This window comes from Mangrovimonas sp. ST2L15 (assembly GCF_001280515.1).
Classification (GTDB): Bacteria; Bacteroidota; Bacteroidia; order Flavobacteriales; family Flavobacteriaceae; genus Mangrovimonas; species Mangrovimonas futianensis.
Genome location: NZ_LBIQ01000030.1, coordinates 1499929 through 1514720, shown reverse-complemented (window position 1 = coordinate 1514720; position 14792 = coordinate 1499929). Strand labels below are relative to the sequence as shown.

At 36.3% G+C, this 14792-nt stretch carries 16 protein-coding genes; 12 read left to right on the top strand and 4 right to left on the bottom strand.

From position 1 onward, the window contains the following. The first annotated feature begins 1 nt into the window (after position 1). The 5 genes from ZA07_RS10615 to ZA07_RS10595 are packed head-to-tail and all read left to right on the top strand — an operon-like array spanning position 2 to position 3441. Entirely contained in the window at positions 2 to 421 is a 420-nt protein-coding gene (locus ZA07_RS10615; protein ID WP_231628669.1) for a cytochrome c, read from the top strand. A 50-nt stretch (positions 422 to 471) separates the two neighbouring features. After that, entirely contained in the window at positions 472 to 1080 is a 609-nt protein-coding gene (gene udk, locus ZA07_RS10610; protein WP_053971659.1) for a uridine kinase, read from the top strand. A gap of 1 nt (position 1081) precedes the next feature. Next, positions 1082 to 1408, top strand: a complete 327-nt coding sequence (locus ZA07_RS10605) for a septum formation initiator family protein (RefSeq protein ID WP_053971658.1) — start codon at positions 1082 to 1084, stop codon at positions 1406 to 1408. Next, positions 1398 to 2762, top strand: a complete 1365-nt coding sequence (locus ZA07_RS10600; RefSeq protein ID WP_369793515.1) for a methylmalonyl-CoA mutase subunit beta — start codon at positions 1398 to 1400, stop codon at positions 2760 to 2762. The genes ZA07_RS10605 and ZA07_RS10600 overlap by 11 nt, the downstream gene beginning before the upstream one ends. Positions 2763 to 2772: 10 nt before the next feature. Further along, positions 2773 to 3441: a hypothetical protein gene (locus tag ZA07_RS10595; protein WP_053971656.1), complete on the top strand. Its 669-nt coding sequence runs from the start codon at positions 2773 to 2775 to the stop codon at positions 3439 to 3441. 73 nt (positions 3442 to 3514) lie between these two features. Here the strand turns inward: ZA07_RS10595 and ZA07_RS10590 are convergent, their stop codons facing one another. Then, complete coding sequence (locus tag ZA07_RS10590; RefSeq protein WP_053971655.1) at positions 3515 to 6280, bottom strand: pitrilysin family protein; 2766 nt, start codon at positions 6278 to 6280, stop codon at positions 3515 to 3517. A 173-nt stretch (positions 6281 to 6453) separates the two neighbouring features. On the opposite strand from ZA07_RS10590, the gene ZA07_RS10585 reads away from it, so the two are divergent. From ZA07_RS10585 to ZA07_RS10555, 7 genes are all read left to right on the top strand, one after another. Continuing rightward, on the top strand, positions 6454 to 7218 hold the full coding sequence (locus tag ZA07_RS10585; protein ID WP_053971654.1) for a ParA family protein: 765 nt from the start codon (positions 6454 to 6456) through the stop codon (positions 7216 to 7218). 3 nt (positions 7219 to 7221) lie between these two features. Then, positions 7222 to 8121 carry a ParB/RepB/Spo0J family partition protein gene (locus ZA07_RS10580; protein WP_053971653.1) on the top strand — a complete coding sequence of 300 codons (900 nt, stop codon included), beginning with the start codon at positions 7222 to 7224 and terminating at the stop codon, positions 8119 to 8121. Beyond that, on the top strand, positions 8111 to 8734 hold the full coding sequence (locus tag ZA07_RS10575; RefSeq protein WP_053971652.1) for a DUF5683 domain-containing protein: 624 nt from the start codon (positions 8111 to 8113) through the stop codon (positions 8732 to 8734). The genes ZA07_RS10580 and ZA07_RS10575 overlap by 11 nt, the downstream gene beginning before the upstream one ends. 3 nt (positions 8735 to 8737) lie before the next feature. Then, positions 8738 to 9439 carry a 4-hydroxy-tetrahydrodipicolinate reductase gene (dapB, locus tag ZA07_RS10570; RefSeq protein ID WP_053971651.1) on the top strand — a complete coding sequence of 234 codons (702 nt, stop codon included), beginning with the start codon at positions 8738 to 8740 and terminating at the stop codon, positions 9437 to 9439. Positions 9440 to 9504: 65 nt separating this feature from the next. Beyond that, positions 9505 to 11103, top strand: coding sequence for a signal peptidase I (gene lepB / locus ZA07_RS10565; RefSeq protein WP_053971650.1), 1599 nt, complete (start codon positions 9505 to 9507; stop codon positions 11101 to 11103). Between the two features lie 25 nt (positions 11104 to 11128). Further along, positions 11129 to 11752: a WbqC family protein gene (locus ZA07_RS10560; protein WP_053971649.1), complete on the top strand. Its 624-nt coding sequence runs from the start codon at positions 11129 to 11131 to the stop codon at positions 11750 to 11752. Beyond that, a complete protein-coding gene (locus tag ZA07_RS10555; protein ID WP_053971648.1) occupies positions 11753 to 12064 on the top strand; it encodes a DUF6122 family protein in 312 nt (103 codons plus the stop codon). Here the strand turns inward: ZA07_RS10555 and ZA07_RS10550 are convergent. Genes ZA07_RS10550 through ZA07_RS10540 form a run of 3 tightly spaced genes read right to left on the bottom strand, consistent with a single transcriptional unit; the run spans position 12047 to position 14783 of the window. Further along, positions 12047 to 13069 (bottom strand): endonuclease/exonuclease/phosphatase family protein, encoded by a 1023-nt coding sequence (locus ZA07_RS10550; protein ID WP_053971647.1) that lies wholly within the window; start codon positions 13067 to 13069, stop codon positions 12047 to 12049. The two genes, ZA07_RS10555 and ZA07_RS10550, sit on opposite strands and share 18 nt — an antisense overlap. Positions 13070 to 13083: 14 nt before the next feature. Next, positions 13084 to 13959: a rhomboid family intramembrane serine protease gene (locus ZA07_RS10545; protein WP_053971646.1), complete on the bottom strand. Its 876-nt coding sequence runs from the start codon at positions 13957 to 13959 to the stop codon at positions 13084 to 13086. Beyond that, the gene (locus ZA07_RS10540) at positions 13956 to 14783 is read right to left on the bottom strand and encodes a rhomboid family intramembrane serine protease (protein WP_053971645.1); all 828 of its coding nucleotides are present in this window, start codon (positions 14781 to 14783) and stop codon (positions 13956 to 13958) included. Before ZA07_RS10540 ends, ZA07_RS10545 begins: the two co-directional genes overlap by 4 nt. Between the last annotated feature and the right edge of the window lie 9 nt (positions 14784 to 14792).

Below are 14792 nucleotides of genomic sequence, written 5' to 3'. Positions count from 1 at the left end.
TATGCGACATATTTTTAAAGCAATTCTATTGACCGCCATCTTCATGGTTGGTTGCAGCAATTCAAATCAAGGAAGTAAATCAGAGAAAAACTTAAAGGCCAGCATGGAAAAAGGAAAGCAACTTTATGACGTCTATTGCATCAGTTGCCACATGCAGGAAGGACAGGGTGTAAAAAACGTGTTTCCTCCCCTAGCAAAATCTGATTTCTTGATGGAAGACATTCCCCGTGCCATACATGTCGTCAAATATGGCCAGCAGGGAGAAATCACCGTCAACGGACAAACATATAACAGCGTTATGACACCTTTAGGAATTTCGGATGAAGAAGTGGCAGATATTCTTAACTATGTAACCAATTCTTGGGGCAATACCAATGAGACGTTAATAACTCCTAAACAAGTTTCCAAAATTGAACGGTGACATTTGTTCCAAATATTTAAATTTGTGTTACTTATTTAAATGCACCATTCATGTTAATTATAGGTATTGCTGGAGGAACAGGCTGTGGTAAAACCACTGTAGTCAACCAAATTCTAGAAGAACTGCCAGAAGGTGAGGTTGGAATCATCACTCAAGATTCTTATTACAAGGAGACCTCCCACTTGACTTTTGAAGAACGAACCGCCATCAATTTTGACCACCCAAGGTCTATAGACTTTGAATTGCTGGAGGAGCATTTAAAAGAATTAAAAAAAGGAGAGACCATAGAGCAACCGGTCTATTCTTTTGTCAAACATAACAGGACAGGAGATACCATAGTGACCCACCCAAGAAAAGTGATGATTGTAGAGGGTATTTTGATATTAACCAATCCTGAATTAAGGAGCATGTTTGACATCAAAATATTTGTTCATGCCGATAGTGATGAACGCTTGATTAGAAGATTAAAAAGAGATATTTCAGAAAGAGGCAGAGACATTGACGAAGTGCTCACTAGGTATCAACGTACCCTGAAGCCCATGCATCAGCAATTTATAGAGCCCTCAAAGGAATATGCAGACATTATTATTCCTAATAACAAATACAATACAGTAGCCGTTGATATTGTGAAAACCATCATTAACGAACGTCTTATTTGATATGGGCATTAAAAACAACAAATACCTGAAACCCTTTAGAAACATTTTTGTTTTGATACTCGTTGTCTTTGCGGTTTGGATGATTTTCTTCGATGCCAATTCGTTTTTGATTCACTACGAGCTGAATTCAGATATTAATGAACTTGAAAACGAAAAGGAATACTATCAAAATGAAATCAATAAAGACAAAAAGGCTATTAAGGAGCTAAGCACTGAGGAAGGTGTTGAAAAACTGGCTAGGGAAACCTACTATATGAAACGGGAAAACGAAGAAATTTACATCATTGAATACCAGGACAGCCTTGTAAAAACAAAACATGATGAGTAAATCACTTTTTGACGAATTCCCCAATATTTCTTCAAAACAATGGAAGCAAAAGTTACAGTTTGACTTAAAAGGTGCCGACTATAATGACCTTTTAATATGGCATTCCAATGAAGGTATTGACGTCAAACCTTTTTATGTTTCAGAGGATATTGAAAATCTGCCCATCGAAAAATCAGTGGATTGCACACAATGGCAAATATGTGAAACCATCTATGTGGCAGACGTTGAAAAATCTAACCAGCATGCCATAGCGCTTCTTAGACAGGGAGCAGATACAATCAAATTTATCCTTCCCCAAAAGGATATCGACATTATGGGACTGCTTGAAGGTATTCCTAAGGAAACGCTTCTTTATTTTGAATTTCAATTTCTTAATCCTGAATTGGTAGCAGAGGTCAAAAAAACCCATCCCAATTCAAACTTAGTAACCGACATCATTGGGAATTTGGGCAGGAGCGGTAATTGGTTCACAAACTTAAAGGATGACCACCAAAAGTTTGAAGCAATTATCAAAAACACCAAACAAATAAGTATTGATGCTGCTTTGTATCAAAATGCTGGAGCTAATATAACCCAGCAATTGGCTTACGCCTTATCACATGCCAATACCTATTTGGATTATCTATTTTCAAACAACACAGACGAGGAAATAAAGGAGCTGAAATTCTCATTTAGAATGGCCATCGGCTCCAATTACTTTTTTGAGATTGCCAAACTGAAGGCCATGAGGCTATTATGGGAATGCCTTTCTAACGAATATCATGTGAGCAGTACCTGCCATATTTTTGCACAACCCACAAAAAGAAACAAAACGCTATTTGATTATAATGCCAACATGCTGCGCACCACAACAGAATGCATGAGTGCTATTTTAGGCGGTGCCAATACCATCAACAACTTGGCTTATGATACTGTATTTAAAAGGGTAAATGATTTTGGAGAACGCATATCCTTAAACCAATTGTTAGTGCTTAAACATGAAAGCTATCTCGATAAAGTCGTCAATCCTACAGAAGGAGCCTACTACATAGAGACCCTCACCAACCAATTAGCTCAAAAAGCCTTGGATATTTTTAAAGATATTGAAGCTGGAGGCGGCTTTTTAACGCAGCTTAAAGATGGGGTCATCCAGAAAAAAATTAGGGAAAGTTCCCATAAAGAACTGGAACAGTTTGACAATAAGGAATTGGTGTTGGTGGGGACCAATAAATACATCAACCCTCAGGACCAAATGACAGACCAACTGGAGCTATATCCCTTCTTAAAAATGGCTCCTCGAAAAACCCTTTTAGAACCCATTATTGAAAAAAGAATTTCTGACCCCCAAGAAAAAAATAGATTAAAAACCGAATAAAAATTACATTATGAAACACACGACGATTAAAGTATTTGTTATCGCCTTAGGAATAAGCCTGTTTGGCTGTAAAACGGAAACCAAACCAACGCTTGATTATAAATTTGCCCAAGATGGTTCCAGCATAAACTGTCCTAATACAAACACCAAGTTATTTGAAGAGGCTGTTTTAAGTTTTGAGGAAGACATTAAAAAATATTTCAATCAGTCAACCAATAATTTACCCAAAGCATACAGCACCTTTCTTGCTAATGTAAACAATAGAAGAATGGATTATCAAGCAGCTGTTTCACCGCATACTATGGAAGTGTTTGAAGCCCTTAAAGCCGAAGCTGGAATATTTAACGAAGACCACTCGGTGAATTACCAAGCACCTATCTTTGAATGTGTAAGCAACAATTTTTCGGATAAAGATTTCCAAACTACTTTCAAGGCCTTGGTTGCAACGAACAGTATGAGAGCACCATTAATTGCTGCTCCATTAAGAACAAAAATCAGAAGAGCTCCAAAAGACAGATATTTAGCCACCTTTGTTGCTTTAGATTGGTATTACTCCAAATTATTTGATGTAGATCCTACTCAGGTTACAGAAAAACCGGCCAATGAAAACGAACCCAAAGTAAACCCTACACAACTTAAAAATGCGGAAAGGATTCAATCTTCCCAATCAGAAAAATAAGTCTTAATTTGACTACAATAAAAAAGCCCATCTCTTGAGATGGGCTTTTTATTTCAAATGGTATCAAAATATATTAATCCACTTTTTCTTCTTCCTTTTTGATATCGGCTTTTTCGAAATCTCCAGCATAAACTACAGTCCACTGATCAAATGTCTTGAAGTATTTCTTGATCGCCTTATTAACATCTTTCACGGTTAATTTTTTAACCTTCTCTTCAATGTCTTTTTGGAAATTCATGTCTCTGTCATAATACATATTGTTACTGATGGTGTTTAGTAATTCATTATCTTTCGCTCTAGAGACACTCTCATTTTGAATCCAACCTTCTTTGGCATTCTTCAATTCCTCTTCGGTAATACCTTCATTGATAAATCTGGCAACTTCCTCTTCAAATCCAAGTTTTACCTTAGCTTCATTCTCAGGTGCATAAATAGCATAAACAAATATAGAAGACGATTTATCATCCTTATTGCCATCTACATTAACACTACCTCCCGCTCCATAGCTTACACCGTCTTGTTGACGCAATCTCGTAGCGATTCTAGAGTTTAAGAAACCACCACCAAAAATAGCGCCAGCCATTTCCAATGCCGCAAAGTCCTCGTCATATTGACTTGCTTCAAAAGTTAAGGCTCCAACAGTAAAGGCATTTTTCTTATCTGGCGTTAAGATTTCGTCAGTTACAGCTTTGTTTTCGAAATATTTGTCGGCAACTCTTTTGTATTTCAATCCCGATTTAAAATCTTTGAATTGCTCTACAAAATAAGTCTTCAAGAAGGCTTCATCCAAATTACCTATAGCTACTACACTAGACCAATCTGATAATCCGTAGAAGGTGTTGTAATACTTCTTAATCTTTTCAATGGTGACATCATTAATAGCCTCGATATTCTCCTCAAGAGACATAGCATACATTGGATGTCCTTTTGGATACTGCTGATTAATCTGTCTTAATTTCATCCCTGCCAAGAATGTTGGCTCAGTCTTACTAGATTCTATACTAGCTAGATCCTGAGTTTTAAGCTTATCCAATTCTTCTTGGTTAAAAGCAGGGTTCTTCAACATATCCACCATTAAATCTAAAGTTGGTTTTAGGTTTTCTTCAGTAGAACTTATGCGAGCATAAAGTCTGCCATTAGATCCTTGAAATCTAATGGAGGATTTCAACTCACTCAACTTATCTTCAATTTGCTGTCTTGATTTAGACGTGGTTCCTTTGTCTAACATTCTGGCAGTATAGCCATCAACAACACCTGTATTCATAAGTTGATCAAGGTTTCCTGTTCTCAAAACAAAAGAAAGATTAACGGTATTCCCACGGTTGTTCTTTTTAATGAATCCATACTCAATACCGTTACTCAAAGTACCCTGTACCAAGCGTTGGTTGATATTGTCATAAGATGGGTCAAAAGCCTCACCAGCATCAAATCCTTCTCTTCCTTTGTAAGTAGCAACTAGGTCTTCCAAACCTTCGGTATGTTCTATTTCTACTCTTACCGGTGTTTTTGTTGGGATAAACTTCCCTACCGTTCTATTGGTTTTAATAAAATATCTCTGAATTGCTGCATTTACTTTTTCAACAGTCATCGTTTCAATACGATCTCTGTGAATAAACGCTAACCTCCAATCTCCAGCACCAATAAATTCACTCATATAAGTTCCTAAATAAGAAGAGTTTCTGCTTATTTGGTCAATTTGCTTTAAAAGATTAGCCTTAGCTCTATTCAATTCCTCTTGACTCACAGGTTTTTGGGAGAAATCATCCAAAACAGTCAACAATGTACTTTCAGCTTCATCCAAAGACTTATCTGATGGTACATTAACATTAAAATAAATAAATCCAGGGTCATGAGTAAACGGACTAAAAGACCAAATTCCTGATGCTTTTTTTCCATCTACTAAAGCCTTATACAAACGCCCAGATGGATTATCAGATAAAATCTGTTCTGCTATGGCAATAGCAGCATAATCTTCATGAGAACCTGCTGGGGTGTGATAAAGCGCAGAAACAATCTGTAAATCCCCTACTCTACTTAGGGTCACATATTTCTCACCATCTTGAGCTGGTTCTACTGTATAAGATTTTCTTACTGGTTCTGCCGGATTTTTAATTCCAGCAAACTTATCCTCAATCAGTTTTAAGGTTTTATCCTTGTCAAATTTACCAGTAACCATTAAGATGGCGTTATCTGGTCTGTAATACTTTTTATAAAATGCTTGTAAGTTTTCAATAGGTACACGCTCAATATCAGATTTGTTTCCAATTGTTGAACTACCGTAGTTATGCCATAAATAAGCAGCATCGATTACCTTGTCCATCAATACACCTGAAGGCGAATTCTCCCCACTTTCAAACTCATTTCTTACCACACTAAATTCTGATTCCAAATCTTTTTGTGCAATAAAAGAATTGACCATTCTGTCAGATTCTAAATCTAAAGCCCATTCTAAATTATCTTCAGTAGCATTAAAAGTTTCATAATAATTGGTTCTATCATACCATGTGGTTCCATTAGGTCGAGATCCTCTGGTTGTTAATTCCTGAGGTATATCAGTATGATTTGTAGATCCTTTAAATAACATATGCTCCAAAAGGTGAGCCATTCCTTTTTCTCCATAACCCTCATGTCTTGAACCTACTTTGTAGGTAATATTAACCGTAATGGTTTGTGAAGAGTTGTCGGGAAATAATAAGACTTTAAGTCCGTTGTCAAGTTGATACTCTGTGATACCTTCTACGCTCGCCGTTTGCTTTATTTGGGCCTGTGTAGTAAATGAGACGGCCAAAAACAATAAACTGGCCAGCATCATTTTAGATTGATGATAAAATTGATTCATAAATTGTGATTTAAATAGTGGATTAAAGATACAACTTAATACAAAAGTTCCCACAAAGCATTGTTAATATTGCCTTAAAATAAGGCACTTATCAATTAAGATACTGTTAACAACTTACGTTTTCTAAACTGATAAATAATTGTATTTTTACGCTATTAAAACCAAATCGTTTAATGGGCAAAATTATAGCTATTGCTAACCAAAAGGGAGGTGTTGGAAAGACCACTACCTCAGTTAATTTAGCTGCTTCACTAGGAGTTTTAGAAAAGAAAGTGCTTCTTATCGATGCAGACCCTCAAGCCAATGCCACTTCAGGTTTAGGTATTGATGTTGAATCCGTAGAGATTGGAACCTATCAACTTTTAGAGCATACCAATCATGTTAAGGAAGCTATTATTAATACAGACACTCCCAATTTAGATGTCGTTCCAGCACATATCGATCTTGTGGCTATAGAGATCGAGTTGATTGATAAGGATGAAAGAGAATACATGCTAAAAAAGGCTTTGGCAGACATCAAAAATGATTATGATTTTATATTAATTGATTGCGCACCTTCTTTAGGGCTTTTAACGTTGAACGCTTTAACTGCGGCCGACTCTGTAATTATTCCGATTCAATGCGAATATTTTGCATTGGAAGGTTTAGGTAAGCTATTAAATACTATTAAAAGTGTTCAAAAAATCCACAACCAAAAGTTGGATATCGAAGGTTTACTATTGACCATGTACGATGCTAGGTTAAGACTTTCAAACCAAGTGGTTGAGGAAGTACAAAAGCATTTTAACGACATGGTTTTTCAAACCATTATTCAACGAAATGTACGCTTGAGTGAGGCCCCAAGTTATGGTGAAAGCATTATAAATTATGATGCAGCCAGTAAAGGTGCTTCAAATTACTTAAGTTTGGCGAAAGAAATCATTACCAAAAACTCCTAATTTATGGCGAAGGCAACGAAGAAACAAGCTTTAGGTAGAGGGTTATCAGCCTTATTAAAAGATCCTGATAACGACATTTCTTCTGCAAAAGATAAAAATGCTGATCAGGTTATAGGAAATATTGTGGAATTGGACATGAATGCCATAGACCTCAATCCTTTTCAACCTAGAACAAATTTTAACGAAGAATCTCTAAAAGAACTTGCATCTTCCATTAGAGAATTAGGTGTTATTCAACCCATAACAGTAAGAAAACTAGACTTCAACAAATACCAGTTGGTATCTGGAGAGCGCCGTTTTCGCGCTTCTAAATTATTAGGACTGGAATCTATTCCAGCTTACATCCGAATTGCCAATGACCAAGAATCATTGGAAATGGCGCTTGTTGAAAACATTCAACGTCAAGATTTAGATCCTATAGAGATAGCTCTTTCTTACCAAAGATTGATTGACGAAATCAATTTGACCCAAGAACAAATGAGTGATCGTGTGGGAAAAAAACGTTCTACCATAGCCAATTACCTCAGATTGTTGAAATTGGACCCAATCATCCAAACTGGGATGCGCGATGGTTTCATCAGTATGGGACACGGGAGAGCTTTAATCAACATTGAAGATCAGACAGATCAATTGGATTTATATGAGAAAATTATTACCAAAAAACTATCGGTTAGAGAAACTGAAGCTTTGGTAAGAAACTTTCATTCAGATACTCCCGAGAAGGAACCTATTGAAAAAGAAATTCCGAAATATATTAAGAAAGGAATTAAGGAATTCTCAGAATACTTTGGTCATAAAATTAGCGTTAAGGTATCTAATAAAGGAAAAGGAAATATTACCATCCCCTTTCATTCCGAAGAAGACTTTAACCGTATCATGAAACTTGTAAAACGTGACAAGTAGGCTATTTATAATAACAATTCTGTTTTGTTTCTCTGTTATTCCAGTCTGTTTTTCTCAAGAAAACGATGAGGAAAAAACAGAAGAACAGCAAAACGTACGAAAATCCAAATCTTATATTGATACAGAGGATTTAGTGGTGGAGCAAGCGGCAATGGACAAAAAGCCTATTGACCCCTTAGCGCCTTCCAAAGCAGCATTCTATTCAGCCATCTTACCTGGTTTAGGACAAGCTTACAATAAAAAATATTGGAAAATCCCTATAGTGTATGCATTCATTGGCGGTGGTCTTTATTTCTATTTTGATAACGATAGAGAATATGACCGTTATAGGGATGCCTATAAAAGCAGACTAGCAGGTTATACAACTGATGAATTTTATGGAGTAGTAACCGATGATGGTCTGGTAAGAGCCCAAAAAACACTAAGACGAAATAAGGAAATTTCCTTGCTGGTTACTTTAGGTTTCTATGTTTTAAATATCATAGAAGCCAATGTAAATGCTCACCTTATGCAGTTTAATGTGGATGATGCATTGACTGTAAGGCCCCACTATAAGATTAATGATTTGAACAACAAAGGAGACGTGGGCCTCACTTTAAATTTTAAATTTTAGATTATGAAAATAGCGCTTCTAGGATATGGCAGAATGGGAAAAGCAATTGAAGCCATTGCCAAACAAAGAGGACACTCGATAGTTATAGCCACTTCGGATGAAGGTGGGTATGATATCACTCAAGCAGATGTTGCCATAGATTTTAGCGTTCCTAATGCAGCCTTTTTTAATATCGCCAATTGTCTAAAGCACGATGTACCCGTGGTTTCGGGAACTACAGGGTGGCTTCATAACTATGATAAAGCCGTGGCACTTTGCGAAGAAGAAAATGGCGGATTTATTTATGCTTCCAATTTTAGCTTGGGCGTGAACATCTTCTTTGAACTTAATAGAACATTAGCCAGATTGATGGGACCTCTTGATGAGTATAAAGTATCCATGGAAGAAATTCATCACACTCAAAAATTGGATGCTCCTAGTGGAACAGCAATTTCTCTTGCCGAAGGCATCATCAAGGAACACCAAAATTACTCAGAGTGGGTATTGGATCAAGAAGCACCAAATGCTGTTCCAATTACAGCCAAAAGAATCGAAAATGTGCCCGGTACACATACGGTTACATATAGCAGTAAAACAGACACCATCGAAATGACCCACACAGCACATAGCAGAGATGGCTTTGCTCTAGGAGCAGTTATTGCGGCTGAATGGTTGGTTGGCAAAAAAGGCGTTTTCACCATGAAAGATGTGTTAAATATTGGTTAACTTCTCTTGGAAAAGTAACAATTTTAACAGTTCTTGCACTAACCAAAAAATAAAAGAAAATAATTATGACTCTTGTACAGTGGTTTATTTTTATCCTAATCATTCAAGTAATTCATGGATTAGGAACCTGGAAATTATATCAAAAAGCAGGTAGGCAAGCTTGGGAAGCATTTATCCCTGTGTACAACGCTGTCATTTTAATGAAAATCATCAACAGACCTTGGTGGTGGACCATTCTTCTATTTCTTCCCATAGTAAACTTGATCATGTTCCCTGTAGTTTGGGTAGAAACTGCCAGAAGTTTTGGAAAAAGCTCTACTACCGATACATGGCTAGCCATTTTAAGTCTCGGTTTTTATAATTACTACCTCAATTATGCGGGTGACAATCTAACTTATATAGAAAATAGGGATTTACATCCTAAAACAGCAACTGGAGATTGGGTAAGCTCCATTTTATTTGCCATTGTGGCCGCAACCATTGTTCACACCTATTTCATTCAACCTTATACCATTCCAACTTCTTCACTGGAGAAGTCATTATTGGTTGGTGATTTCTTATTTGTGAGCAAATTTCACTATGGCGCTCGTATTCCCATGACTACTCTTGCAGCTCCAATGGTTCATGATACCATACCTGTTTTAGGAACAAAATCATATCTATACAACGATAATGCAAAAGAAGAAAAGACTTCCTTTATCAATAAGTTTCAATTGCCTTATCTGCGATTACCTGGATTTCAAAACGTAGAACGCAATGATATAGTTGTTTTCAATTGGCCTGTAGATACTTTGTACAACATGTACAAGCCTGCCAATAGAGCTTATAAAAAACCGATAGACAAAGAAACCAACTACGTAAAACGCTGTGTAGGGATTCCTGGAGATTCTTTAGAAGTACGTAACGGTTATGTATATATTAATGGACAAAAGAACGAATTACCAGACCGAGCCAAATTACAATTCTCCTATAAAGTAGAAACTAAAAATGGTCCGTTTGATAATTACGAACTGTCTAAACGATATGGCATCACTGATTTCCCTCATTACAATCAAAATTACACGGTGTGTTATTTCCCTGGTATCACTAATGAAACCGTCGAGAAATTTAAGAACCACCCCAATGTTGCCAAAATAGAACCTCTAATGCGTGAAAAAGGAGAGCGTGAAGGTAGTGTGTTCCCACATGATCCAGCCTATAATTGGAATAATGACTTCTTTGGTCCTTTATACATCCCTAAGGCTGGTGCCACTATTGAGTTAAACACTGATGTTTTGCCTCTTTACAAAAGATTGATTACTGAGTATGAAAACAATGAATTGCAGGTTAAAGGCAATCAAATCTTTATAAACGGACAACAAACTTCGACCTATACATTTAAACAAGACTATTACTGGATGATGGGTGATAACCGTCACAACTCACAAGACGCTCGTTCTTGGGGTTATGTTCCTATGGATCATATCGTTGGCAAACCCGTCTTTATTTGGATGAGTTATAATCAACATGGCAAAGGTATTGGAGAAAAAATAAGATGGGATCGTTTGTTTACAACCGTAAATGGAAGTGGCAAACCAACCTCCTACTTCATTCCATTCCTGATTTTGATGGCTATAGGTTACGGATTTAACAAATTCAGAAAAAGAAAAAAGGAACAGGCATAGGTACTACCAATTCCTTTATTAAGACATGAAGGTTCTCTTACATCCAACCTATTTTCCAAACATAGCGCATTTTGCAGCTATGGTTCAAGCCGATAAGGTTCTATGGGAAATGGAGGATAATTTTGAAAAACAAACTTTAAGAAGCCGAACATATATTTATGCTGCTAATGGTCCTTTGCTATTAAACATTCCAGTGTGGCATTCTCAAAAAGAACGGAAAAAATACAAGTCAGTTCAAATGGTCATGGATCAAGAAAACTGGCAGCTCAACCACTGGAAATCCTTGCAATCAGCCTATCAAACATCTCCATTTTTTGAGTTTTATGAGGATGAGTTGAAACCTCTTTTTTTTGAGAAAGTAGACAATCTAATGGATTTTAATTTTAAATGCATTGATACTGTTTGTGATTGTTTGCAATTGGATTTGGACTTCCAGAAAACAGAAATCTATGATAAATCTCCTATAGACGTTTTGGATTTTCGATCGCTGGTAAATGTCAAACACAAGTTTTCAAATGCCTTGGAGCATTACACCCAAGTCTTTGAAAGCAAACACGGTTTTATTGAAAACCTGAGTATTTTAGATTTACTTTTTAATGAAGGTCCGAACAGTTTAAATTATTTGGAATCCCAAAGAATATCATTCTAAATGCAGGGTTTCATTCATTACGGTTGCCATTTTATTCTTCCCCTATTTCTAGCCCTTTTTGGTTTTAGAGCTCATTGGGTCAAAGCCTATTTCATAATGATTGCTGCATTTTTGGTTGACTTGGATCACCTATTGGCGACTCCCATATTTGATCCCAATAGATGTAGTATTAACTTTCACCCCCTTCATGCGTATTGGGCCATAGCTGTTTATTTCCTTATGCTTATCCCAAAAAAAACAAGACTGGTGGCGCTGGGTTTAATCATCCATATGCTATCAGATGGCGTGGATTGTTTACTCTCCCAATTTTAATCGAGCCATGATGGGGTAATGGTCTGAGTAGTTTTCATCAAAGGTTTTAAAGGATTCTACTTCAATGGATTGATCATTTAGGATAAAATCAATCCGAATGGGAAAAAATTTAAAATTATAGGTTCGTCCAAAACCATTTCCTTCTTCTGTAAAAGCATCCTTTAAATCTCCTTTAATATTTCTATAAACATAGGAGAAAGCTGTATTATTGAAATCGCCACATACAATCATTTTATACGGACAACTAGCCTTGTGCTTTAAAAATAATTCAGCTTGAGACTGTTGCATCTTGAACGTATTCCCTACATGCCCAAATAATTTTTCAGAATCCTCCTTTTTAAGGTGATCGATATTCGGATCTATCCCCAAGGATTGTAAGTGTAAATTATATATCCTGACAGTATCTTTACCCTTTACCACATCAGCATAAATAGCATTGTTAAAGGTGTTTGGAAATTCTATAGACCCTGAATTAATAATGGGATATTTCGAAAAAATAACCTGACCGTATTTGACACGTTGACCAGATACATTTTCAAACTTATATTTATAAAAAGATAAATCGATACTTTTGTGTGGATGGTATTCCTGAATACTCAAAATGTCAGGGCTTTTATCCTTGATAAATGATACAATATCGTTTTCCACTCCTTTCCTGGGAATCCATTCATATACATTGAAAAGTCGTACATTATAATTCATGACTGATAAGTCGGATGATGTCACTTCCTCTTCAGAAGATATTTTATACAAACCTCCCAAAAAGAAATAGCCAACCAATAAGACCAAGAGGGATAAAAGCAATTGCTTTTTAAGCTTGACCAACCAATAAAATAAAAAAATCACATTAACCATTATCAATAAGGGAACTCCTAGGCTCAATACAGATAATATGGCGAATGTTTTGGGTGGCAGGTAAGGAAGTATGTAAGATAGTAAGAGAGCAAAGGCCAAAAGCGCATTTAAGAAATAGATAAGTTTATCAAACCACTTGAGTCCTTTCATAAGGGGAAAGTTAATTATTTACCTGCTCTAAACAAAAAATCTTTTTCCTCCTTCGTTAAACTATCATAACCACTTTTACTAATCTTATCCAAAATGACATCGATTTTCTTTTGGGTATTGAATTCACTGAACTCCTCCTTTGAGTATCCTGCCATTTTTTCTTTTCGACCTCTGGTTTTATGAACGGTTCGCAAGGGAGACTTTTCCTTTTTTGAAAATAAACTAGACAGAGAGTCCATCATTTTTTCAAACCCCTTACCTATATCATTGCCTTTACGAAGTTGTACGGCATAACCATACCCTAAAATCGCACCTCCCAAATGAGCTAAATTCCCTCCTGAATTGACTCCGAAAAGCCCAAGGATATCTATAGCAACCACGGCCACTCCAATATGCCATAGCTTGATTTTAAAGGTAAACATACGAACATCCATAAATGGCGAATAGGCACAGATAAAAATCAATAAGGCTCTTACTGCCGCAGATGCACCAACTAATCGGCTAGGTCCCGAAAAGAAAGAAGGTATCACATTATATCCTAACAGATAAAGCAACCCTCCAGATATGGCCCCCAAAAAATAGACGTTCATTCCCAGTTTGACATTGAAAAGAGTCAAGAACATTTTACCCACAAAATACAGCCAAAGCATATTGAATAGGATATGAAAGAAATCATAATGTAAAAAAGAATAGGTAACTAAAGTCCATGGTTTGATAAGGAAACTGTAGAAATCACTTGGCAATTCCAACCAATCCAAAATCATAAAACGACCAACTAGCGCCCTTATAATGGTTACAATTAAAAAAACGACCACATTAACAGCAATCAATTTTTCTAGGCCGTTGAGGTTTTTTAACTTACTGGATATGTCTTGATTTAAGGATGTCATAGATCCCATCTATTATTATTAAACTGATTCTTTCTCCAATACCACATAATGAAAAAGCCAACCAACGCTCCACCCACATGAGCCATATAAGCCGTATTGCTTGGGCTAAAGAACGAATGTCCAGTTAGTGCTGAAATTAGGTCCAATAAGATGATCCCTGGAATAAAATATTTGGCTTTAATTGGGATTGGCAAAAAGATCATCATCAACTTAGCTTCTGGATATAAAACTCCAAAGGCTGCTAAAATCCCCATGATACATCCAGAAGCTCCCACCATGGACCCATTATTAATCATGACATTGGCTTCAAACAAATTGGTAAACGTCTCTTGTGTAACCATGCTTGTCGAATAGCTATGCTCATTCAAATAAGGTATCAATTGATCCTTTAATAATGCACCACTATATTGATTACCACTAACGATATTAAAATTTACAATATCGGTGATAGCTTCTTTGGAAAGACCAGCATCCAATAACGGCTGTAACATTTGAAAATAGTCCCAATAATAATATCCTAATTGAAACAATGCTGCTCCCAATCCAGCGGAAAAATAAACAAATAAAAACTTTTTGGACCCTAAACGCTGTTCTACAGGTGTACCAAACATCCATAAAGCAAACATATTAAACAAAATATGGGTTACACCTCCATGCATAAACATGTGAGTAATGATTTGCCATGGTCTAAAAGCATCGTTAATGGGAAAATATAAAGCAAACCAATCGTAAAAAGCACCATTGGCCACTGTCATGGTTCCTATAAACATGACCACATTAATGATCAGTAAATGCTTGACGGTTTCTGAAATTCTTAAATTCATTTGTTTGTA